At 56.2% G+C, this 23,614-nt stretch carries 23 protein-coding genes; 9 read left to right on the forward strand and 14 right to left on the reverse strand.

Annotated elements, in window-relative coordinates; all coding sequences use genetic code 11:
* Nucleotides 1–15: 15 nt before the first annotated feature.
* Nucleotides 16–1,599 carry an aldehyde dehydrogenase (NADP(+)) gene (locus tag N7D90_RS14465; RefSeq protein ID WP_261738670.1) on the forward strand — a complete coding sequence of 528 codons (1,584 nt, stop codon included), beginning with the start codon at nt 16–18 and terminating at the stop codon, nt 1,597–1,599.
* 372 nt (nt 1,600–1,971) lie between these two features.
* On the opposite strand, the gene N7D90_RS14470 is transcribed toward N7D90_RS14465, so the two are convergent.
* From N7D90_RS14470 to N7D90_RS14530, 13 genes are all read right to left on the reverse strand, one after another.
* A complete protein-coding gene (locus tag N7D90_RS14470; RefSeq protein WP_261738671.1) occupies nt 1,972–2,391 on the reverse strand; it encodes an SRPBCC family protein in 420 nt (139 codons plus the stop codon).
* 310 nt (nt 2,392–2,701) lie between these two features.
* Nucleotides 2,702–3,676, reverse strand: coding sequence for an asparaginase domain-containing protein (locus N7D90_RS14475; RefSeq protein ID WP_261742451.1), 975 nt, complete (start codon nt 3,674–3,676; stop codon nt 2,702–2,704).
* A gap of 111 nt (nt 3,677–3,787) precedes the next feature.
* Nucleotides 3,788–4,693 (reverse strand): EamA family transporter, encoded by a 906-nt coding sequence (locus N7D90_RS14480; protein WP_261738672.1) that lies wholly within the window; start codon nt 4,691–4,693, stop codon nt 3,788–3,790.
* A gap of 63 nt (nt 4,694–4,756) precedes the next feature.
* Nucleotides 4,757–5,557: a hypothetical protein gene (locus tag N7D90_RS14485; protein WP_261738673.1), complete on the reverse strand. Its 801-nt coding sequence runs from the start codon at nt 5,555–5,557 to the stop codon at nt 4,757–4,759.
* Nucleotides 5,544–6,269, reverse strand: a complete 726-nt coding sequence (locus tag N7D90_RS14490; protein WP_261738674.1) for a class II glutamine amidotransferase — start codon at nt 6,267–6,269, stop codon at nt 5,544–5,546. Before N7D90_RS14490 ends, N7D90_RS14485 begins: the two co-directional genes overlap by 14 nt.
* Nucleotides 6,270–6,387: 118 nt before the next feature.
* Entirely contained in the window at nt 6,388–7,266 is an 879-nt protein-coding gene (locus tag N7D90_RS14495) for a hypothetical protein (protein WP_261738675.1), read from the reverse strand.
* On the reverse strand, nt 7,197–7,844 hold the full coding sequence (locus tag N7D90_RS14500; protein ID WP_261738676.1) for a hypothetical protein: 648 nt from the start codon (nt 7,842–7,844) through the stop codon (nt 7,197–7,199). The genes N7D90_RS14495 and N7D90_RS14500 overlap by 70 nt, the downstream gene beginning before the upstream one ends.
* 515 nt (nt 7,845–8,359) lie before the next feature.
* Nucleotides 8,360–8,665 (reverse strand): NIPSNAP family protein, encoded by a 306-nt coding sequence (locus N7D90_RS14505; protein ID WP_261738677.1) that lies wholly within the window; start codon nt 8,663–8,665, stop codon nt 8,360–8,362.
* A 65-nt stretch (nt 8,666–8,730) separates the two neighbouring features.
* Entirely contained in the window at nt 8,731–9,690 is a 960-nt protein-coding gene (locus N7D90_RS14510) for an isoaspartyl peptidase/L-asparaginase family protein (protein ID WP_261738678.1), read from the reverse strand.
* A complete protein-coding gene (locus tag N7D90_RS14515) occupies nt 9,687–10,463 on the reverse strand; it encodes an amino acid ABC transporter ATP-binding protein (RefSeq protein ID WP_315968115.1) in 777 nt (258 codons plus the stop codon). The genes N7D90_RS14510 and N7D90_RS14515 overlap by 4 nt, the downstream gene beginning before the upstream one ends.
* The gene (locus tag N7D90_RS14520) at nt 10,460–11,557 is read right to left on the reverse strand and encodes an amino acid ABC transporter permease (protein WP_261738679.1); all 1,098 of its coding nucleotides are present in this window, start codon (nt 11,555–11,557) and stop codon (nt 10,460–10,462) included. Before N7D90_RS14520 ends, N7D90_RS14515 begins: the two co-directional genes overlap by 4 nt.
* Before the next feature lie 2 nt (nt 11,558–11,559).
* Nucleotides 11,560–12,714 carry an amino acid ABC transporter permease gene (locus N7D90_RS14525; RefSeq protein WP_261738680.1) on the reverse strand — a complete coding sequence of 385 codons (1,155 nt, stop codon included), beginning with the start codon at nt 12,712–12,714 and terminating at the stop codon, nt 11,560–11,562.
* Between the two features lie 13 nt (nt 12,715–12,727).
* Entirely contained in the window at nt 12,728–13,765 is a 1,038-nt protein-coding gene (locus tag N7D90_RS14530) for an amino acid ABC transporter substrate-binding protein (protein ID WP_261738681.1), read from the reverse strand.
* 165 nt (nt 13,766–13,930) lie between these two features.
* Here N7D90_RS14530 and N7D90_RS14535 point away from each other — a divergent pair, with 165 nt between their 5' ends.
* Nucleotides 13,931–14,800, forward strand: a complete 870-nt coding sequence (locus N7D90_RS14535; RefSeq protein ID WP_261738682.1) for a LysR family transcriptional regulator — start codon at nt 13,931–13,933, stop codon at nt 14,798–14,800.
* Between the two features lie 173 nt (nt 14,801–14,973).
* Here N7D90_RS14535 and N7D90_RS14540 read toward each other — a convergent pair whose 3' ends face one another.
* Entirely contained in the window at nt 14,974–15,753 is a 780-nt protein-coding gene (locus tag N7D90_RS14540) for a DNA-binding transcriptional regulator (protein WP_261738683.1), read from the reverse strand.
* Nucleotides 15,754–15,892: 139 nt separating this feature from the next.
* Here N7D90_RS14540 and N7D90_RS14545 point away from each other — a divergent pair, with 139 nt between their 5' ends.
* The 7 genes from N7D90_RS14545 (at nt 15,893) to mhpT (ending at nt 23,558) form a co-directional block, all read left to right on the forward strand.
* Nucleotides 15,893–17,551, forward strand: coding sequence for a bifunctional 3-(3-hydroxy-phenyl)propionate/3-hydroxycinnamic acid hydroxylase (locus N7D90_RS14545; protein WP_261738684.1), 1,659 nt, complete (start codon nt 15,893–15,895; stop codon nt 17,549–17,551).
* 1 nt (nt 17,552) lies between these two features.
* Nucleotides 17,553–18,506, forward strand: coding sequence for a 3-carboxyethylcatechol 2,3-dioxygenase (gene mhpB, locus N7D90_RS14550; RefSeq protein WP_261738685.1), 954 nt, complete (start codon nt 17,553–17,555; stop codon nt 18,504–18,506).
* 17 nt (nt 18,507–18,523) lie between these two features.
* Entirely contained in the window at nt 18,524–19,393 is an 870-nt protein-coding gene (locus tag N7D90_RS14555; RefSeq protein ID WP_261738686.1) for an alpha/beta fold hydrolase, read from the forward strand.
* 14 nt (nt 19,394–19,407) lie between these two features.
* Nucleotides 19,408–20,214, forward strand: coding sequence for a 2-keto-4-pentenoate hydratase (gene mhpD / locus N7D90_RS14560; protein ID WP_261742453.1), 807 nt, complete (start codon nt 19,408–19,410; stop codon nt 20,212–20,214).
* A 32-nt stretch (nt 20,215–20,246) separates the two neighbouring features.
* Nucleotides 20,247–21,185 (forward strand): acetaldehyde dehydrogenase (acetylating), encoded by a 939-nt coding sequence (locus N7D90_RS14565; RefSeq protein ID WP_261738687.1) that lies wholly within the window; start codon nt 20,247–20,249, stop codon nt 21,183–21,185.
* Nucleotides 21,186–21,195: 10 nt separating this feature from the next.
* On the forward strand, nt 21,196–22,206 hold the full coding sequence (gene dmpG / locus N7D90_RS14570) for a 4-hydroxy-2-oxovalerate aldolase (RefSeq protein WP_046808984.1): 1,011 nt from the start codon (nt 21,196–21,198) through the stop codon (nt 22,204–22,206).
* Between the two features lie 158 nt (nt 22,207–22,364).
* Nucleotides 22,365–23,558 carry a 3-(3-hydroxy-phenyl)propionate transporter MhpT gene (mhpT, locus tag N7D90_RS14575; protein ID WP_261738688.1) on the forward strand — a complete coding sequence of 398 codons (1,194 nt, stop codon included), beginning with the start codon at nt 22,365–22,367 and terminating at the stop codon, nt 23,556–23,558.
* Nucleotides 23,559–23,614: the final 56 nt, after the last annotated feature.

The raw sequence follows: 23,614 nt of genomic DNA on the forward strand, positions 1-23,614 counted from the left end.
GCGAGGATTGAAACGATGTCGAACGAAACAGGCCACAATTTTATCGGCGGCAGCCGCAGCGCAGAAGGCACCGTCACGCTTGAAAGCCTGGATGCCAGCACCGGCGAGGCCTTGCCTCTGCGCTTTTATCAGGCGACCCCTGAAGAAGTGGACCGCGCCTCCAACGCCGCCGCCGAAGCCTTTTTGGCGTTTCGCCAACTTTCGCCTGAGCGCCGCGCCGAATTTCTCGACGCCATTGGTGACGAGATTGATCAACTGGGCGACGACTTTGTCGCCCTGGTGTGCAGAGAGACCGCCCTGCCTGCAGCGCGCATTCAAGGCGAACGCGGCCGTACCAGCGGGCAAATGCGCCTGTTCGCCAAGGTACTGCGTCGCGGTGATTATTTAGGGGCTCGGATCGATCTGGCCCTGCCGGATCGCAAGCCTCTGCCACGGGCGGACTTACGCCAGTACCGGATCGGCGTCGGGCCGGTCGCTGTGTTCGGTGCCAGCAACTTCCCGCTGGCCTTCTCCACTGCCGGTGGCGATACCGCAGCCGCCTTTGCTGCGGGCTGCCCGGTGGTATTCAAGGCGCACAGCGGGCACATGGCAACCGCCGACCAGGTCGGTAGCGCAATTATTCGCGCCGCACAAAAGACCGGCATGCCCAATGGCGTGTTCAACATGATCTTCGGCGCGGGCGTCGGTGAACAGTTGGTCAAGCACCCAGCGATTCAGGCAGTGGGCTTTACCGGCTCGCTGCATGGTGGCAACGCCCTGAGCAAAATGGCCGCCGAGCGCGAACAACCGATTCCGGTGTTCGCCGAAATGTCGAGCATCAACCCGGTCATCCTGCTGCCTCAAGCCCTGGCTTCGCGCAGCGCGGCTGTGGCCAAGGAACTCGCGGCTTCAGTCACCCAAGGCGGCGGGCAGTTCTGCACCAACCCAGGCCTGGTGATCGGCCTGCGCTCCCCCGAGTTCGCAGCCTTTGTCGAGCAACTGACTGTGCAAATGGCCGAACAGGGGCCACACACCCTGCTCAATGCAGGCGGCCTGCGCAACTATGCCAAAGGCGTGGAGCACCTGCTCAGCCATGCTGGCATCACCCACCTGGCCGGCCACACTCAATCAGGATCGCAAGCGCAACCTCAGCTGTTCAAGGCTGATGTAAGCCTGTTGCTGGAAAAAGACCCGCTACTACAGGAAGAAGTGTTCGGTCCGACCACGATCATCATCGAAGTCGACAGTGACGCGCAGTTAAAGGCCGCCTTGCTGGCCTTGCGTGGCCAATTGACCGCCACCCTGATCGGCGAACCGGCGGACCTTGCGCACTATCAATGGCTGGTGCCGATCCTTGAGCAAAAGGTCGGGCGGATTCTGGTCAACGGCTACCCGACTGGCGTTGAGGTATGTGACGCCATGGTTCATGGCGGCCCGTACCCGGCCACTTCGGATTCACGCGGCACATCGGTGGGCTCGCTGGCCATTGACCGTTTCCTGCGTCCGGTCTGCTACCAGAACTATCCCGATGCACAGCTCCCGGAAGCGTTGCAAAACAGCAATCCGCTGGGATTGCAGCGTCTGGTTAATGGCGAGTGGAGTTCCCAGGCGATTGATTAAGGCCTGACCACCGCCTGAAGGCGCCGCGTTTGGCGCCTTTTTATTGCCGAAAAATTGGATCCGATACCAAATTTCAGGCAAAAAAAAGCCCAAGTAGCTGATGGAAACTTGGGGCTTAAAAATGCATAAACCGTGGTAGGTGAACGCAGGGCGATATTACCCCACTGTAACAATCAGTAACAAGTGATTCTGAACAATTTTTTTCAAATCGTTACTGACCTAAGTCATTAAATAGACACATTATTTTTGGATCCATTGATTTTAAATTGCCATCATTCTGCGGTTTTTGGGTGATTTCTACCCACCTCACGCCTTGCTTTCGGCGGAAAGTTGGTGGTTCCAGATTAATGTGCGTGGCGTGAAACCTGTGTGTCAGTGGTTTACCACTGGAAAGTGGCTACGCAGCGCCGCCAACCCACCCTGGTAAACCCCGGCAAACAATTCCTGCGCAGCCTCGACGCTTATGCCCAGCGGCGTAAACTGCCCCGACCAGGTCACACGCGAACCGTCGCCTTGTGCTTCGACACGTAAAGTCGCCAGATAGTCGGTCACCGGAAACGGTGCCTGAACGATGGAATAACTATAGGTTTTGCCCGCATTGTCGAACGTTTGCAGCCGCTCGACGATCACCGTGCCATCTACGGTCTGCAGCGTGCGCAAACGCCCGCCTTCACCGTGCTCGCTTTTGGCAATAAACGACAACCAGTCGGGCAGCGAGTTAAAACCGCCAATCAGTTGCCAGACCTGATCGGTTGAAGCGGGAATATCGATAAACGCGGATGTTGCTGCCATGGGGTGTGTGCCTCTCAGAATAAATAGGATTGGAACGCCCTGCTTGCGACGACCAGGATGGGTCGACAGCATGCAGTAGGGTTGGGCTGTATACAATTGCAGTAACATCTACGAATTAGGGCGCGGCCTCGCTTCGCAAAGGGTAATGCCTATGGCTGCGATGGTTAACGCAGTAACGGCAAAGGCAATAAGCCTCTTGGCAATATAAATTTAACCACTGCACGCCACGTATAGCTTCGACGCACCGATTAACAGAACACCACGAAAGTTTGCAGACTTATTTTGTCGCTCCGCAAAAATCCTACGCTATTCAATCTTCAATATATTTACGAATTTGACTCTGCTCTAACTCCCCCCCTAACAGGGCATACAATTTCCCAAGCATTGCCTCACGCGTGATATACCCACCCGAGATAACACCCGCAGCACGAATGTCAGCGCTGAGCTTATAGGGACTTCGGCTAGCACATTGTGAAATGACTACAACAACAATACCTTTGGCAGACGCATTACGTAGAACGCCCACAAGACCATGGCCAAAGCCTTCTCCAACCGCCAACTCAACGCCTTCATGCTCTAATACCAGCGCCTGTATCCCACTGCCAAGCATACTTTCAAGAAACCAAGAACCCAAACCTGGAAACAGAGGAAGAACCCCTATACTGACAGGTCTCATATAACGTTTGTAGTTAACCTCATTAGGCAGGCATGGCACATCTTTTTGGCACGTAAAGTCTCGCTCTACAAATGGATGCCGACCGGAGGTTTTAAGCTTAGTGGATCGAAGCGGCCTCAAAATGTCCCCATGAAAATACAGGTACACGCCATCAGACATTCCTTTTGCAAGCAATATTAACCCGCCAGTAAAATTCTCCCAAACATCACTTTCTGCGGCATCAATGGCTACCATGGCCCCCGTAAAAATTATGGCTGCGGGAAGACGGTATAACAAATAACTCATCGCTGCTGCGCCATACGTTAACGTGTCTACCTCATGCAAGACCAAAACACCACTGCAACCCTCCACCTCCACAGCGTTGACAATCGCTTTGCGCAGAACGAGCCAATATTCAGGCGTATTAATGGAGCAGCCATTAATCGGCTCTACTTCTTGATACATCCAAGTAACGTTTAAAGAAGCGAACCCGTCTTTTATAAAATCTCCGACTTGGCACCCAAAACATGAAGACTGCCTGAAATCAGAAAGACTGAGATGCATGCTTTTCGTAATACCCGCACACAAAATCATTACTTTTTTTTGAAACTGCAGAGACGCATCTGTCATCACCAGAATTACCTGTGGTTTGTATTCAAGGACTCATGGGCTACGCGACAAAAAACATTAGTTACCTAATAATTATAGAATTACACCCCACCACTACTACAGCTTTAACGTTTAACCCCGTTTCCAGCGCACCAAAAAAATAGAACCTCCAAATATATTTAAAAACAACCCGAAAACGATAACGCCCGCACCAACAAACTGCTCACCAGACAGTGTTTCACCTAGCAAAAGCACCGCACTTGCAATACCTACGACAGGAACCAGAAGAGATAATGGCGCAATCCGCCATGTTTCATAGCGACCTAATAAATATCCCCAGGCGGCATAGCATAGTAGGGTCGCAAAGAATGAAAGATAGATTAATGACCATACTGTTCGAGACGATATACCCAACAAGCTCTGTCGCACCTCATCAACGCCCTCAAATAGCCATGAGCACAAAAAAAATGGAATGATCGCTACGAGGGCGCTCCAAACCACTAAAGAAATCCCAGACACTTTATTGTTTTTCACAATAATCTTGTTAGCTATATTGCCCAACGCCCACGATACTGCCGCACCTACGGTCAACAGAAAAGTACCTGGCGTAATAGAATTACTGCCTTGAACACTCATGCCTGCTTTTGCAAGCAAAAACATCCCTATACTAGCAACCAAAATGCCTGCTATATGGTTCCATTTGCATTTTTCCGACAGCAGGAGCATGCCAAATATTAACGTAAAAAAAGCTTGGGTCTGAATAACCAAAGATGCAATACCCGCAGGCATACCGAGCTTGATCGCAACAAACAAAAAAGAAAACTGCCCAAAACTTATGGTTAAACCATACGCCAACAGCCACCTCACAGGTATTTTAGGTAACCCTATAAAAAAAACTGCCGGGAAAGCGACAAGAGAGAATCTCAGACCCGCCAAGAGAAAAGGAGGCATGCCATTAAGCCCAATCTTTATGACTACAAAGTTCAACCCCCATATAATAACTACGCAAAGGGCTAGCAACATATCCTTCACAGACATAGACTTATTCCCATTAATAAACGACTGCAAGAAGCCCAGAAGTCCAGCGCCTGAAAGCTATATTCAGCTCCAGGCAATAGCTTCCTTACCCTTTGGGTCGGTCAACCCGAAAAAAAACCCCATCGTGATACGAGTCGTCCCAACGACATGGTCAATTTCATGATAGAAATTAGGATTAAAAATATAAACATCTCCCCGCTGCGGGCTGAACTCGCAAAACTCGTAACCGTCAACTACCTCATCAGCATAGCCCAATTGAAACTCAACTTTAAACTGCTCATCTTCAAGGCCCCATCTTTTATTAAAAATCCGCAATGCCCCGCCAGAAGTACACGCTTGCAAGCATACGACACAGCTAAGCTGCTGAGTAACTTGCGTGACGATTAATCCAGTGCCAGCAGCGTCACGCGATATATTGTCGTTATGTAAAGGATTGGCGATGCCATTTGCATGAAAACGCACTACTGAGCCTGAGTATTCACCCAGCACCGGCTCTAAAGCGATGTTTAAAGCTTCGAGTTGGAGCCATTGCATAACCAGCTGATAGACTGTGCACTCCATATTTGTCAAAGATTGAGGCAGTACGGGCTGAATATCAGAAACCTGCCTGAAATATTCACCAGGGCATGAAACATATTTCGCCAAATATGGCCCAAGCGTTGTGAGTGTGGCATTAAGGTAGCTCGAAACACGAATTGACTCTGCACAAAGCTCTAAGTCCCGTATCAAATCCTGACTCATCACCGGCGGTAAAAAGTCACGAAATACAAGCACCGGTGTTCTTGCCGAAATAATGTCCTCGAACCACCTAGGCTCTACTGACATGGCAGGTGTAACTATTTTAACTTCACTAGGCTCGTCCACCTTTCACCCCCTTCAAATCAAACTCATATAATTCACCATTTTTCATAGGGCGCCATTCAAGCTCATCCCCCAACGACGGTATGATCTCTGAAGAAATATATTCAACCTTTTCGCCTTTAAAATGCCGCAGGGTGAAATATTCAGGACAAGACGTGTCTTCAGCAAACCATTGCCATACCCACGCTCTATCCAGAGTCATCAAAAAAAAATTACCTGAGCTACCGCCTGGTGCAAGCTGTATTAGTTTACTCATCAAATAGTCTTTACCCAACCCTGTCGGCTCTATAGGACCCACAATATACTCAAGGTATTCTGCGGAGTCGAATTGGGAGGCCGAGAGTCCAAGATGAGGATAAACCGTTGGTAAATAACCATTATGCATCATATACCAACACGTTCCGCCACTCTCTCGTCGCAGTGGGTGCGAGAACTCGACACCGCGATTTTTTCTTAATGTAGCATGTCGCACATGTACGGCCAGAAAATCTATATCTGCATCTAAAAGTTCAATCGCCGAACACGCTTCTATAAAACTGTCGCCTCCGCGCAGCACTCTAATTTGGCCATTACTTACCCACAGACAACCCCAACCGTGAGTATGCTGTTTAATTAAGCCATCATGTTTGCCTGTTTCGCCAGCTGCCATTATACGGGCAGCGTTCATAACCTCAGCCACAGAGAATTTTCCACACGCAACAATCATCCTACACATTACAACCTCCTCCCACCGACTGCTCGAACCACCTGGCACTTTTTCGACTTCACGGCCCATAAAATCGCGCAGCCAACGCTGTGATTACTTTAAAATAAACAGCCCTGCTTTCTGACGATTACCGACCAGAGATAATCTCTGTAATCCGCCTGTCTGGAGCGTTATCATTTTTCACTTGAATGATCGCTTTGTGGGGGTCATACCGTAAAACTCTTGACAATGGATCCTTACTCTTAGGCTCAAGTAATGAGACAACTAAACAATTACCGTAGCATTGGCGAAGTTGCTCCAAATTCAAACCCGAGAGTGTTTCTAGCTTTGTCTTCAGCATCGAACAACCATTTATATTACCGCCGAGTAGCGCATGAATGGCTGGGGCTGATAGTAAGATTTTTTGATCCGCTAGATAGCGTTCAAGATTTTTTCCACACTCTGTAAACGGGGAATAAATCATACATATCAGTTGCTCCGATGATAGATCGTAAGCGTCTAATGCAAATTTTTCCGCACGTGCTCGCTGCCTATCAATTGCAGAGTCATTTTGGTATCGAGCTGACATCTCGGAAACCAAGTGACGAGGGAACTCTTTCTGTTGCATAAGCCCTATTGCAAAATTTACATACTCTCGAACACCTTCCGTATAGGTTCGCCCTAACAGTGTTTCCGCCCGCAACCCACGGATATGGGCCATGAGCGTAGGGTTGCCACAATCTGATTCAGAAAAACTGAACATTAACTCATCAAAATCAAACTTCAGAAATTCCGTCAAGAGCGACCAATGCTCACCCGACTCGTAGGCAGCATCCTGATAAATATTAAAAAATATTGGATCTCGTACTAACGCATGAGCAATGCGGTGCTCCGACGTGACATTGCCCGGCCCATAAATATTCTCAAAATAACCTTTTGCTACACCATCAAGGGTTTTCAGGAAACTTGAAAAACCACGCCCCTCATCAATTGCCTGCCGATTAAATAATCGTGAAAGATGGCGCACCCATGCGAAGTAGGCTGTTTGTTCTTTTGAAGAGTCACCCGTGATAACGACATCACCCCCCCCTCCCACTGAGAGGCCATGCCAAATGAGTTCATCATACTTAGATTACAGGCATTGCAAAAGGTTGAGCGAGCATCTGCCTGAAATCGGTGCCCACTCATCAAAACATCAGTACGATTTTGAATTCTTACAGACTCAGGCATCAATAAATAACGTTCAAAATACCTGACCAGCAAGCCATCAACAATCAAACATTCGACCGATTCGTCATCGTACAGGCCTAATGCTCGATAAGCATTATCAATATTCTCCATCACCTTATCGTTCATTCCAGCATGACGATTGGTTACTATTCTGAGCCTGAACGTTTCACCTTTCTCTTCCAAAACAATATTATGAATATATTTAACCCACGCAACCATATAACTGCTGTCCTTGCCTCCCCCATAAGCAAGAAGCACCCTATTATTTTTAATTTTCTTCTGATCAGGTAAACACTGAATTAATCTCTGGGCACATTTATTTGCCGAGTCAATTGTGGCATCGGAAAAATACGATTCAATCGCTTTTCTTATCATCTAAGCCTCCCGAGGCCTATCGACCTGCGACAACTACAACATAGACACTCCCACCCAACCTTTATGACCCACACTAGAGTGCAACTACAATTGAGCAACCAACACCAATCACATTTGATCGCAACAACATAAACTCATCACGCTTATACGCTAGTGCCGAAAATATTATTACGCAAACAAAGCGCCTATTTTTCCGACATATCTTACAAATAGCGACTGGCAATTCTTGTTTAGAGTTAAGAAATTTCTAAAAAAAACTAGGAATCATCCTACAACTCAACAAATTACAGAAAGCACCCAACAAAAGTTCACACCAAGGTAATTGCGTGCTCACTGAATGGCGAAGCGGTATGTACTCACGCACAAAATGGAGTTCAACAGGGTAGACGTTGTGAAATCAATAAAGGGATGCCCCTGACAACCCCGGCACTCAGGTTTTAAGATTGCTGCGCCCGGAAAAGGGCAATATGAAAGCTGCACACTACAGCTTTCACAGAGGATGAAACTGCGCCCGGCTACTCGAAAACCGGCCGAAAGAAGCTTCGCTCGTAACTCAAGATGCACCGGTTGTCTTCAGCCAGTTTGAATGCGGCAATGCACTCGGCATCGGTTTTTGAGCGCTCGCGGTAGTCTTCATAAACCGCGAGGCTGGGGAAGGTAAACATCGCCAAGGCGATGTTGTTGGCGCCTTCCGAGGGCAGGAAGTAGCCGTGGTGCTGCCCACCGAACTTCGCTACCAGCGGGATCCACACTTTCGCATAGGCTTCAAATTCAGCCAGTTGGTACGGGTCAATCACGTAACGCAGGTAGCAGGTGATCATGGGTTCATTCCATGAGGCAAAAGGAAATCGAGACTAGTCCCCTCCCACCTCACGGGTCAATCAACTCACACAGGATGCAGGCAATCATCCTCGGCATAGATCGCCGTGTGCAAACCGCCCTCGGCATCGCGCCAGGCGCGGTACATACCCGGGGTGTTGAAGCTCAGTACGGTTTCGCCGGACGGAGACACCGCAACCACCCCGCCGTTGCCTCCCAGCTCCTTGAGCTCACCCTGCACCACTTGGTCGCAGGCATCTTGCAGGCTGGAGCCAACCAGGCGAATGCGCGACGCAATATTGTGAGCAACCACGGTGCGCATAAAGAACTCACCGTGACCAGTGGCCGAGATCGCGGCGCTGCGGTCATCGGCCCAGGTGCCAGAACCAATCAGTGGTGAATCGCCCACGCGACCATAGCGCTTGTTGGTAATCCCGCCTGTGGAGGTAGCGGCAGCGACATGCCCGTGCTGGTCGAGTGCCACGGCGCCCACGGTGCCGAATTTTTTCTCCACGCCTCCCGGCTCCAGTAATACCGTCTCTGGTTGCTGCTGCTGGGCTGCCCATTGGCGACGACGCAAGGGGGTGTCGTACCAATCGTTGCTGACGTGTTCCAGGCCGGGCTGCTCGGACAGAAACAGATCCGCCCCCGCCCCTGCCAGCAGCACGTGTTCGCTGTGCTCCAGCACCGCCCTCGCTCCGCAAATCGGGTTACGCACGTGATGCACTCCGGCCACGGCTCCGGCTTCGAGATTGGCGCCGTTCATGATCGCCGCGTCCAGTTCATGGTCACCGGTATGGGTAAATACCGCGCCTTTACCGGCGTTGAACCAGGGGCACTCTTCGAGTTCAATCACGCTGGCCTGTACTGCGTCCAGGCTGCTGCCACCCCGCTCCAGCACATCAACACCGGCCTTGAGCGCCTGCAATAACGCCGCGTGAATTGCCTGTTCGTCATCTTGCGCCAGCACGCCGGGCATCAGTACGCCAGCGCCGCCATGCAGGGCCATCGCTATGGATTGAGTCATTGCGCATGCACTCCGTGATTGATTATCTGGCTCAAAAAGCGTTGGGTTCGCGGTGATTCCGGGGCCGAGAAAAACCGTTCAGGCGGGGCTTCTTCGACAATCTCGCCCTGATCCATAAACACAATTCGATCCGCGACTTTACGGGCAAAACCCATTTCGTGGGTCACACAGATCATGGTCATGCCTTCCTGGGCCAGGCTGGTCATTACCTCCAGCACTTCGGCGATCATTTCCGGGTCGAGGGCCGAGGTTGGCTCGTCGAACAGCATGACCTTGGGCTGCATGCACAGCGCCCGGGCAATGGCGATTCGCTGCTGCTGACCGCCGGACAACTGCGAGGGAAACTTGTTGGCGTGGTCGCGCATCTTGACCTTGTCCAGCAGCCCCAGCGCACGTTCGATGGCTTCAGCCTCAGGCACACCCAGGTTGGAAGTCTGTGGCAACGTGCAGTTTTTCAGCACTGTGAGATGCGGAAACAGATTGAAGTGCTGGAAGCACATGCCCACCTGACGGCGGATGCGCTCAAGGCCCTTGAGGTTGCCATTGAGCTCCTCGCCCAGCACCTCGACCACGCCCTGCTGGTGTTGCTCCAGTTGATTGATGCAGCGGATCAGGGTTGACTTGCCGGAGCCGGAAGGTCCGCAAATCACCACTTTCTCGCCGGCTTTGACATTCAGCGAGATATTTTTCAGCACGTGGGCATTGCCGAACCATTTGTTCAATTGTTCGATGCGCACCATCAGGTCAGCGTCGGCCTTGGGTTTGATGATCATGAGCGGCTTTGCTCCATACGTTGTTCAAGGTGTCGGGCATAGCGCGACAGTGCAAAACAGATGACGAAGAAATAGATCGCCAGGAAGATGTAAATTTCGTGGCCGTACTCAACCCATTCAGGTGCGACAGCGGTGCTCATGGCGATACCGACGATGTCCAGCACGCCGACAATCATCACCAGCGTGGTTTCCTTGAACAGGCCGATAAATTGCGTTAGCAAGGGCGCAATGGACTGCTTGAGCACTTGCGGCAGGATGATCTGGCCCATGGTTTTCCAGTAGCCGAAACCCAGCGCCATCGCCGCTTCGTACTGGCCTTTGGGCAGGTTCTGCAAACCGCCGCGCAAGGTCTCGGCCATATAGGCGGCGGTAAACAGAATCAGCACCAGCTGCACCCGCAGCAGAATGTCGAACGCCGAGTCCGGTGGCAGAAACAGCTGAATCATCAGCGAAGCCATAAACAACAGCGAGATCACCGGCACCGAACGCACCAGCTCGATGTAGAGCACGCACAGCATGCGGATGACCGGCAGTTTGGAGCGTCGGCCCAAGGCCAGCAAAATCCCCAGCGGCAAGGCGAAAATCATCCCCGCGGTGCCCAGAAATACCGTCACCAGCATCCCGGCGAACTTGGTCGAAGACACCTCGGGCAGCCCGGCTCCGCCCTTGAGCAGCCACCACATCACGATCGGCAGCAAGGCCAGATACGCCAGCAGCAGGCGCCGGTCCAGACGCTTGAAAAACAGCAGGACAAACGCCGACCCGGCCAGCACCAGCGACACCGTCACCCGCCACTGCTCAGCCTGCGGATAAAAGCCATACACAAACAGATTCCAGCGCTGGGTAATCGGCAGCCAGCACGCCCCTGCCGGGTTGCAATCCTTGGCACTGTCGCCAACGAAGGTCGCGTCGAACACCAGCCAGTTGAGTGCGGCGGGAACGCACCAACACAACAGCGCAATCACGCTGAGGGTCAGCAGGCTGTGCCCCACACTGGGAAACAGTTGGCTGCGGCTCCAGGCCACAGCCCGCTGAACCCAGGGCAAGCGCGGCGGCGTCAGCGGGACAGCCAGTACCTGATTCATTGCGGTCATGTTCAGTGCCCCCTCTGGCCGATACGGTGGTTGTAGATATTCATCCCCAAAGAAATCACCAGGCTGATCGCACAATAAGTGCCCATGACCAACGCGATGCATTCAATAGCCTGCCCCGTCTGGTTCAGGGTGGTGCCGCCGGTAGACGACACCAGTTCCATAAAGCCGATCACCACACCCAAAGAGGAGTTTTTGACGATATTGAGGTAGGTATTGGTGATTTGCGGAATCATCGGGTAGATCGCCTGCGGGACGATCAACTGGCGCATGGTGGCGCCCGATTTGAAGCCGAGCGCCCTGGCCGCTTCGTACTGACCGCGATGCACCGACTCAATCGCACCGCGAAAGATTTCTGCGATGTAACTGGCGCTGTAGAACGACAGGGCCAGGCACAGAGCAAGCATTTCCGGCACCAGGGTAATCCCGCCCTTAAAGCCAAAACCGCGCTGCACCGGCACCTCCCATTGCAATTGAGTACCGCTCACGGCGTACACCAGCAAAGGCAGCACCACTGCCCCGAGCAACAGCACAGGCCAACGCTTGGAGGCAAAACCGCGCCACGGTGTACGGGCCTCCTTGAAACGACAAAACCCATAACCCAGCAACATGCCCAGCACCATCAGGGCCACACCCCAGCCGACCTGACTGCCTTGCGCAAGCCAGGGCAGGTTCAGGCCGTTGTTGTTCAAAAACACCACGCCAAACAACGACGCCGAATGCTTGACCCCGGGCAATGCCAGTACCAGGCCGTACCACCAGACCAGATGCACCACCAACGGCACGTTGCGCAGAAATTCGATGCAGGTGCCACTCAGGCGCTTGATCAGCCAGTTGTCCGAGACCCTGGCGATACCCAACGCACCACCCAGCAAGGTGGCCAGCACGATGCTCAGCACCGACACCAGCAAGGTGTTGAGCAAGCCCACCAGATAAGCCCTGGCATAGGTCGCGTCCGGGGTGTAATCAATCAGCGAGAAGCTGATGTCGTAGCCGGCGCGCTGAGATAAAAAGCCGAATCCGGAAGCAATATTGAGGTTCTTGAGGTTCAACGCGGCGTTGCTGGAGAGCAGATAAAACACCGCTGCAACCAGAGCCAGTACCAGCCCTTGCTGCAACACACTCGACAGACGCAGATTGTGCGAACGATGGGTCGACATGACAGTAATTCCCTTAACGGATCGGCGGTGCGTACATCAAGCCATGGTCTTTCCAACTGCGGTTCAGCCCGCGCGGGATGTTCAATGCTGTCTGCTGGCCGAGGTTACGGTCGTAGATTTGCGCGTAGTTGCCGACCTGCTTTATGGCGCGATACGCCCAGTCACTGTCCAGGCCAAAGGATTTGCCGATGGTGCCTTCGGTGCCGAGCAAACGGGCGATATCGGTCGATGCGGTTTTATTGCCCCGCAGTTCGTCGACGTTGTCCGAAGTCACACCCAGCTCTTCGCCCGTCATCAGGGCATAGGCGGTCCAGGTCACGATATTGCGCCAGGTGGTGTCACCCTGAGCGACGAAGGCACCCAGTGGTTCCTTGGAAATCACTTCCGGCAGCAACGCGTAGTCCTGGGGGTTATTCATCAGCGCCAATCGTGCAGCCAGACCGGAAGAGTCATTGGAAATGGCATTGCAGCGCCCGCGCTGGAAAGCAGCGTAGAGTTCGGGGCTTTTTTCGATGACCACGGTTTTGTAGGTCAGGCCACGTCGGCCGAAATAGTCTTCGAGGTTCTGCTCGGAGGTGGTGCCGGGCGACAGGCAAAAGGTGGCGCCATCCAGATCGGTGAGTTTTTTGATGCCGTCGGCCGTATGGGTCATGAAGCCCTGGCCGTCGTAAAACCATACCGTCGTGAAGTCCACCCCCAGATTGGCCACCCGCTCAGCCGTCCAGGACGCGGCCCGTGACAGGATGTCGATTTCACCGGAGGCCAGGGCCGTGAAGCGGTTCTTCGCGGTGGTGGTCAGGTACTCGACCTTGTCCGCATCACCCAGCACCGCAGCGGCGACGGCGCGGCACAAATCCACGTCCATGCCGGTCCAGCGGCCCTTGTCATCAATCAGCGAAAAACCCGGTTTATCACCAGCCACACCACAGCGCACGCTGCCATGTGCCTTGACCTTTTCCAACACACCTGCCTGGGCAGCCTGACCACTGACCACCAGCAGGGCCACTAACGGAGCCCCAAGTAAAAGCTTCACCCTATTCAATTTGTGCATATCATGCCCCTTCGAAATTCTTCTTGTTATGCCTGTGAACCACACTTTTACGATCGGTAAAGCGGCAGGTGGCGGTTAAGGTGCACAATAAAGACAGAGGCATGGGTCGGATAGCGACTATTGATCCACTATGCTGGACGCGCTATCGAATATTGGAATAACTCTATGAATATCGACTGGTATGAAGATTTCCTCGCCCTGGCCGATACCGGCAAGTTCACCGCGGCGGCCAGCATGCGTGGCTCTTCGCAATCGGCGTTGAGCCGACGCATTCAATTGCTCGAAGCGCACCTGGGCGCCAACCTGATCGACCGCGAACGCAACCCGGTACGCCTGACTGCCGCCGGTGAAGCCTTGCTGCCCAATGCCGTGGAACTGGTACGCATGGCCCGCGACTGCGAGCAGAGCGTAAAAGTGCTCAACCGGCCACTGACCTTTGCCTCGCTGCACACCCTGGCCTGCAACTTCTTCCCCGGCTGGATCAGCCAGTTGAACAGCCCGCAAACGCCGCTGTTCACCCGGATCGATACTGGCTATCGCAGCACCGATGATTACTACATGGCGCTGATGTCCGGGCGTTGCGATTTCGTCCTGTTCTACCGCGACACCAAGAGCGCGCCCTACTCCCGGCAAAGTGAATTCGAAGTCAAATCCCTGGGCCATGACGAACTGTACTGGGTCGCCACCCCCGACTTGGCCACGCATTGCGCGCAGACCGACGAACCGATCCCGTTGCTCAGCTACTCGCGCAGCGCGCAATTGCATGAACTGTCACGCACCCAGATCAACCGCCATCCGCAGCCCCATCGCCTGCTGCAAGTGTTCGAGGCAACCGTATCAGAAGCGCTCAAACCGATGGTCGCCAGCGGCCAGGGCGTGGCGTGCATGCCCCACAGCATGGTGGCGCCGTTGATTGAGCGAAAGGAATTGGTGCGCCTGTATCCAGACATGGAGTCCGACCATCTGGAAGTGATTTTGGTGCGCTGGCGGGACAACCGTAACCCACAGGCCGAGGCGTTCTGGCAACGGTTGTAAATTTAACCTGATGCGCGAGTCCTTGTGGAAGCGAGCCTGCTCGCGAAGGCATCACCGTAGCTTGCCTGACACACCGAGGCATCTGCATCGCAGGTAAGCCAGCTCCCACAGGTTTTGCACTGTTCACACTCCCTGTGCCTTCACGCCGTGAAAATTATATGAGCCTGAGATGGCTATTGAACCAACCCCGCCTGAATCTTTCCCACCACCTCCTGCATCGCCGGTAAAAAGCGGCGAGCAGCTTCCTCCACCGGCATGGCCTTGGCGATATACACCAGATTCAGGCAACCCATCACCCGCTCCTGATACATCACCGGGATCGCTATCGCAGCGATTTTGCGCTCCTCACCCCAGTGCGAGTTGTTTTCCCCATAGCCCTTGTTGCGTGTGTGCTCCACCAACCGTTCGACAAATCGGCGATCCGCCGCCAGCGCCGATTGCGAGTCGTCACGACTGATCATCAGCTCGATCAACTCCTCCCGCTCGGCAGGCGGGCAAAATGCGAAGTAGGCTCGCCCGGTCGCCGTCATCAGTAACGGCAAGCGGCGCCCCACCATCGAACGATGAAATGACAGGCGACTGAATCGGTGAGTGGTTTCGCGTATCACCATGGCATCGCCATCCAGGGTGCACAGGTCGGTAGGCCAGGCCACTTGCTGGAGCAACTGGCCCAACAAGGGCGCGGCAATTGAAGAAATCCACTGTTCATCGCGAAAGCCTTCACTGAGCTCGCGCACCTTGAGCGTCAGCCGGTAGCTGTCATCAGACTCGCTGCGCCGCACATAACCTTCGGCCTGCAGAGTTTCGAGCAAACGACGCACTGTGGTGCGATGCAGGCCACTGTGTTCAGCCAGTTGTGCGGTGCTGGCACCACCATCGAAACGGTTGAGACCGTTGATCAGCAACAGCCCGCGCATCAAGCCGCGCACGGCCTTATATTCGGTTTCGCTCATGTCATTTCCATTATTTTTATAGGTAAATCAACGATGTGCACTGTGTGCACACTAACAAGGGTTGTCGTTGTTCACCAGCCTCGTGATTTCCATACTGCGCCCAACAAGAAATCCAAAAAAGCGCTGTACGGAGATACCCATGAGTTCTGCTCACACTGCTTCACCTCTGGACCTGAGCACCGATGTCGCGATTGTCGGTGCCGGCCCGGTCGGACTGATGATCGCCAACTACCTGGGCCAATGTGGTGTGAACGTCACCCTGGTGGAAAAACTCGACAGCCTGATCGACTACCCCCGCGCCATCGGCCTGGATGACGAAAGCCTGCGTACCTTCCAGGCAGTCGGCCTTGCCGATAACGTGCTGCCGCACACTACGCCCTGGCATGCGATGCGTTTTATGACGCCCAAGGGTCGTTGCTTTGCAGATATCCAGCCCAAGACCGATGAGTTCGGCTGGTCCCGCCGTAATGCCTTTATCCAGCCGTTGGCAGACCGCGTGCTGTTCGAAGGCCTGGCCCGCTTTGACAACGTCAAGGTGCTGTTCGGCCGCGAACTCGAAGGCTTCGAGCAAAGCGACAGCGGCGTGCAACTAAGCCTGAAAAACACCGAAGGTCGCAGCGAGCGCTTGCAGGCCAAATACCTGATCGGCTGCGACGGCGGCAACAGCCTGGTACGCCGCAGCCTGGATATCAGTTTTGAAGGCAAGACCGCGCCCAATCAGTGGATCGTGGTGGATATCGCCAACGACCCGCTCAGTACGCCCCATGTGTACCTGTGCTGCGACCCGGTGCGGCCCTACGTATCGGCCGCCCTGCCCCACGGCGTGCGCCGCTTCGAGTTTATGGTGATGCCCGGCGAAACCGAGGCCGAGCTGAGCAAGCCCGAAAACATGCGCAAGCTGCTGGCCAAGGTGCTGCCGGACCCGGACCGCATCGAGCTGATCCGCAGCCGCGTCTATACCCATAACGCACGCCTCGCCGGACGCTTTCGTCAGGGTCGGGTACTGCTGGCCGGGGATGCCGCACATATCATGCCGGTCTGGCAGGGCCAGGGTTACAACAGCGGCATGCGCGATGCCTCCAACCTGGCCTGGAAGCTGTCGCTGGTGATCAAGGGTCTGGCCAGCGACCGCTTGCTCGACAGCTATGAACTGGAACGCCGCGACCACGCCAAGGCGATGATCGACCTATCCGTTCTGGCTGGCCATGTACTGGCGCCGCCCAAGCGCTGGCAGGGCACTCTGCGTGATGGCGTGTCGTGGCTGCTCAACTATGTGCCACCGGTCAAACGCTACTTCGTCGAAATGCGCTTCAAGCCCATGCCGCAATACACCCGCGGTGCCCTGATCGTGCCAAGCGAAAAAGGCTCGCCGGTGGGCAAGATGTTTATTCAGCCCAAGGTACTGACTGACACCGGCACCACCGTTCTACTCGATGAAGTGATCGGCGAGAACTTCGCCATTATCGCCTGGGGTTGCGACCCCACCTGGGGCCTGACGCCAGCGCAGATTGCGCAATGGAAAACCCTGGGCACGCGGTTTATTCAAGTGCTGCCGGACGTCCAGCTCAGGGCTCCGAGCGACGCCGGCAACGACGTGATTCGCATCGGCGACAGCAGTGGCCGCCTGCGCGAGTGGTTCGCTCGCGGTTCATCGTCCATCGCCCTGCTGCGCCCTGATCGCTTTCTCGCCGGGTTGGCCACACCACAAACCCTTGGCAAAGCCTGTAATGAACTGGCCCTGGCACTCAACGCACAGACGCAAGCCAGCGTGACGTCAATCGTCAGCAAGGTGGCCTGAAATGAGCGCATATCTGCACTGCCTGTCACATACGCCGCTGGTGGGCTACGTCGACCCGGCACCTGAAGTGCTGGCCGAAGTGGACAGCATGATCAGCGATGCCCGCGAGCGTATTGCCCGTTTCGATCCGCAACTGATCGTGCTCCTGGGACCCGATCACTACAACGGCTTTTTCTACGACGTAATGCCGCCCTTTTGCATTGGCATGGCCGCCGATGCCATCGGTGATTTCGACACGGCAGCCGGCCCCCTCGACGTACCTAAAGCGCTGGCAGAAGCCTGCGCCCAAGCCGTCATGGATGCCGGAATAGACACCGCCGTGTCCTATCGAATGCAGGTTGACCACGCCTTTGCCCAACCGCTGGAACTGTTGCTGGGCGGATTGTGCACCTGCCCCGTGATTCCGGTATTCATCAATTCGGTGGCAGTGCCCCTGCCCGGCTTCAAGCGTGCGCGCTTGCTGGGTGAGGCCATCGGCCAATGGGCCAAATCACTGGACCTGCGCGTGCTGTTTCTCGCGTCCGGAGGCCTGTCACATCAACCCCCGGTGCCAGAGCTGGCCAAGGCCGATGCACGCATGGCCGACCGCCTGATGGGCAGCGGCCGCCAGTTGCCAGCCGATGAGCGCGAGGCTCGCCAGCAGCGGGTGATCCAGGCCGCACGGCACTTTGTCGAAGACCAGAACAGCCTGCATCCGCTCAACCCGGTATGGGACCAACAGTTTCTCGACACCCTGGAACAGGGCCGCCTGAGCGACCTCGACGCTCTGGGCAATGACGAGCTGTCGGCGCTGGCCGGCAAGTCGACCCACGAGGTTAAAACCTGGGTCGCCGCCTTCGCCGCCCTGTCCGCCTTCGGTCCTTACCAAACCGAAGGCCGCTACTACCGCCCGATTCCCGAGTGGATCGCAGGCTTCGGCGCCCTTGGCGCGCAGCCGCTGAACAACACCCTTTGAATTCAAGGAACACTGCCATGACTACCACTGCCAGCGTATTCACTGAAGCCTCGACCAGCCGCTTTGCCCGTATCAAGGAAGGCGGCCTGGACCTGCAATTGCACTACAACGACGTCGGCCAAGGTGCAGAGACTGTGGTCATGCTCCACGGCTCCGGGCCCGGCGCCAGCGGCTGGGCCAACTTCCACCGCAACATCGAACCGTTGGTGACAGCCGGTTACCGGGTGATCCTGCTCGACTGCCCGGGCTGGAGCAAAAGCGACCCGGTGGTCAGCGAAGGTTCGCGCTCCAACCTCAATGCGTCGGCGCTCAAGGGGCTGCTCGATGTGCTGGACCTAGACCGGGTGCACATCATCGGCAACTCGATGGGTGCCCACAGCACCGTAGCCTTCGCTCTGGAAAACCCGGAGCGCATCGGCAAACTGATCCTCATGGGCGGCGGCACCGGCGGCCCGAGCGCGTTTGTGCCCCAGCCCACCGAAGGCATCAAGCTGATCGGTGCGCTGTACCGCGAGCCGACCATTGAAAACCTGAAAAAGATGATGAACGTCTTCGTTTTCGACGCCAGCAGCCTGACCGAAGAACTGTTCCAGACCCGCCTGGATAACCTCCTGGCGCGCCGCGACCATCTGGAAAACTTCGTTAAAAGCAGCACCCTCAATCCCAAGCAGTTCCCCGACTTCAGCCATCGCCTGCACGAAATCAGCGCAGAAACCCTGCTGGTGTGGGGTCGCGAAGACCGCTTTGTGCCGATGGACACCGGCTTGCGTCTGCTGGCCGGACTGCCTAAAGCGCAGTTGCACGTGTTCAACCGCTGCGGCCACTGGGCGCAGTGGGAGCACGCCGACACCTTCAACCGCATGGTGCTGGACTTCCTGACCCACTGATGACCGAGACCGCCATGAACCCGACTCCAGAGACACTGGCCCAACTGGCCGCCGATTTGCGTCACGCCGAAACTCACGGCAACGCCATCGCACCGCTGCGCGAGCTGATCGGTGAAGACAACGCGACAGCCGCCTACACCATCCAGCAGCTCAATGTCGCCCACGGCATCGCCAATGGACGCCGGGTAGTGGGCCGAAAAATCGGCCTGACCAACCCCAAGGTTCAGGCGCAACTAGGCGTGGACCAACCGGACTTCGGCACCCTGTTCGCGGACATGTGCTACGGCGACAACCAGACCGTGCCCATCGAGCGCGTGCTGCAACCCAAGATCGAGGCTGAAATCGCCTTGATCCTCAAACATGACCTGCCCCACCCCGACACCACCTTCGACGAAGTCATGAGCGCCACCGGCTGGGTGGTCCCGGCCCTGGAAATCGTCGGCAGCCGCGTGCAGCAGTGGAACATCCGCTTTGTCGATACGGTAGCCGACAACGCCTCCAGTGGCTGCTACGTACTCGGCGGCCCGGCCCGCAGCCTCGAGGGGCTGGACTTGCGCAATGCGGGCATGCGCATGACCCGCAATGGTGAAGAGGTTTCCAGTGGCAGCGGCGCGCAATGCCTGGGCCATCCGCTCAATGCGGCCGTGTGGCTGGCTTGCACCATGGCGCGTCTGGGCAATCCGCTGCAAGCGGGCGACATCATCCTGACAGGCGCACTGGGGCCAATGGTGGCCGTGGCCGCCGGTGATCGTTTCGACGCGTATATCGAAGGCATCGGCAGTGTCGGTGTGGACTTCTCGCAACACAGCAGCGCCGAGTAATCGGCGACTTGCGTGCACATGAGGCAACAATAATGAACAAGAAACTCAAGGTCGCCATCATCGGCTCCGGCAATATCGGCACCGACCTGATGATTAAAATCCTGCGCAATGCCAGGCACCTGGAAATGGGCGCCATGGTCGGTATCGATCCGGCCTCCGACGGTCTGGCCCGCGCTGCCCGCATGGGTATTGCGATCACCCACGAAGGGGTTGAAGGCCTGACGCGCATGGACGTGTTCAAGGACATCGACTTCGTGTTCGATGCCACCTCCGCCGGCGCCCATGTCAAGAACGACGCCTTTCTGCGCGGCATCAAACCCGGTATCCGCCTGATCGACCTCACGCCCGCGGCCATTGGCCCGTACTGCGTGCCAGTGGTCAATCTGGAACAGAACCTCGACCAGCTAAACGTCAATATGGTCACGTGCGGCGGGCAGGCGACCATCCCGATGGTCGCCGCCGTGTCCCGTGTGGCCAAAGTGCATTACGCCGAAATCGTCGCTTCGATTGCCAGCAAATCTGCCGGTCCCGGCACCCGCGCCAATATCGACGAGTTCACCGAAACCACCTCCAGGGCCATCGAAGTGATTGGCGGTGCAACCAAGGGCAAGGCGATCATCGTGATGAATCCGGCAGAGCCGCCGTTGATGATGCGCGACACCGTTTTTGTGCTAAGCGAGGCCGCAGACCAGGCACTGGTCGAGGCATCCATCGTTGAAATGGCCGCAGCGGTGCAAGCCTATGTGCCGGGCTATCGCCTCAAGCAACGCGTGCAGTTTGACGTAATCCCTGAAGACGCACCGCTGACTATTCCCGGACTAGGCAGGTTTTCCGGCCTCAAGACGTCGGTGTTTCTTGAAGTCGAAGGCGCCGCCCACTACCTGCCGGCCTACGCCGGAAATCTCGACATCATGACCTCCGCAGCCTTGGCCACCGCCGAGCGCATGGCGCTGTCGATGCTCAACGCCTGAGGGGAAAACCATGAACGGTAAAAAGATCTATATCAGCGACGTAACCCTACGCGACGGCAGCCACGCGGTGCGCCATCAGTACTCGTTGCAGAACGTGCAGGACATCGCCCGCGCCCTGGACAAGGCCCGTGTCGACGCCATCGAAGTAGCCCACGGTGATGGACTGCAGGGTTCGAGCTTCAACTATGGGTTTGCCTCGCACACCGATCTGGAGTGGATCGAAGCGGCGGCGGATGTAATCAGCCACGCCAAAATCACCACCTTGCTGTTGCCCGGCATCGGCACGGTTCACGACCTCAAGGCCGCGTACAACGCCGGTGCCCGGGTGGTGCGCATCGCCACCCATTGCACCGAAGCCGATGTATCGAAGCAGCACATCGAATACGCCCGTGAACTGGGCATGGACACCGTGGGCTTTCTGATGATGAGCCACATGATCCCGGCCGAGCAGTTGGCCGCACAGGCCAAGCTGATGGAGAGCTACGGCGCCACTTGCGTGTACATGGCCGACTCCGGCGGCGCCATGAACATGCAGGATATCCGCGACCGCTTCCGCGCGTTCAAGGCGGTGCTCAAGCCTGAGACCGAAACCGGCATGCATGCCCACCACAACCTGTCGCTGGGCGTGGCCAACTCGATTACGGCGGTTGAAGAAGGCTGCGACCGGATCGATGCCAGCCTCGCGGGCATGGGTGCCGGGGCCGGCAATGCCCCGCTGGAAGTGTTTATCGCCGCCGCCGAGCGTCTGGGCTGGAACCACGGCACGGACCTTTACACGCTGATGGATGCAGCGGATGACATCGTCCGACCGCTGCAGGATCGCCCGGTACGGGTCGACCGCGAAACCCTGGCGCTGGGTTATGCCGGGGTGTATTCGAGCTTTTTGCGCCATGCCGAAATCGCTGCGGCCAAGTACGGGCTCAAGACGCTGGACATCCTGGTGGAGCTTGGCAAACGGCGGATGGTGGGCGGCCAGGAAGACATGATCGTCGACGTGGCGCTGGACCTGCTTAAACGCTAAAGCCCTCCTTGCCCCCTTGTGGGAGCGGGCTTGCTCGCGATGCTGGCAACGCGGTGTACCTGACGAACCGCATTGATCCAATCGCGAGCAAACCCGCTCCCACAGAAACAGGGGTTAACGCTGCTTCATCCATAACAACAATAAAACGGGTACAGCCCATGACTTCACTCAATCTGCAAATGGCCCGCACTATCGGCCTGTGCTTCCTCGTGGCACTGATGGAGGGCCTTGATCTACAGGCCGCAGGGATCGCTGCTCAAGGCATGGCTGCCGCGTTCGAACTGGATAAATTACACATGAGCTGGGTCTTCAGCGCCGGGATTTTCGGCCTGTTGCCCGGTGCCTTCGCGGGTGGATGGCTGGCTGACCGCATTGGCCGCAAGCGCGTACTGATGGCTTCGGTGGTGCTGTTCGGGGTGTTTTCCCTGGCCACGGCGCTGGCCTGGGACTTCAACAGCCTATTGGTCGCCCGTTGCCTGACGGGCGTTGGACTGGGCGCGGCACTACCCAACCTGATTGCCCTCACCAGCGAAGTGGCTGGCCCGCGTTTGCGCGGTACGGCGGTAAGCCTGATGTATTGCGGCGTGCCTTTGGGCGCTGCGCTGGCCGCCATGATCGGCATCGCCGACCTGGTCGGTGGCTGGCAAGTGGTGTTCTACGTCGGCGGTGTGGTGCCGCTGCTGATCGTGCCGCTGCTGGGGTTCTACCTTCCAGAGTCGCAGCAGTTTCGCAAGGTTCAGGGCGAGGCGCCTGTCGGTGTGGTTCAGGGCCTGTTTCGCGATGGCGCGGCACTGCCGACTGCGCTGATCTGGGTCAGCTATTTCTTCACCCTGATGGTGGTCTACATCCTGATCAACTGGCTGCCCAGCCTGGTGATCGGCCAGGGTTTCACCGGGCGTCAAGCCAGCTGGGTGATGCTCGCCCTGCAAATTGGCGCAGCGGCCGGCACTCTGTTTCTGGGTTGGGTCATGGACCGCCTGCCCGCCTGGGCCCTGTCGGCGCTTATCTATATAGGCATCCTCGTGTCACTGACCGCCCTCGGGTTGGCCAGTCATTTGCCGGGTATGCTGGCAGCGGGCTTTATCGCCGGTTTCTTTGCCACCGGTGGCCAATGCGTGCTCTACGCCCTGGCGCCACATTTCTATCGTCCCTCCATACGCGCCACGGGCGTGGGCAGCGCGGTGGCAATCGGTCGCCTCGGTGCCATGAGCGGCCCATTGGTGGCCGGCAAAATGCTCGCGCTGGGCACCGGCACCGCCGGGGTGATGCTGGCGTCGGCGCCGGGCATCGTGATCGCGGCCGTGGCCATGTTTTACCTGTCGGTGCGGCGCAACGCAGCAGCGCCGGACTGACAACCTGCGCGTCGAAAGGCGCGCACAGCTCCACCCCCAATAACAATAAAAGTGAA

The organism is Pseudomonas fragi (assembly GCF_025426255.1).
Lineage (GTDB): Bacteria > Pseudomonadota > Gammaproteobacteria > Pseudomonadales > Pseudomonadaceae > Aquipseudomonas > Aquipseudomonas kulmbachensis.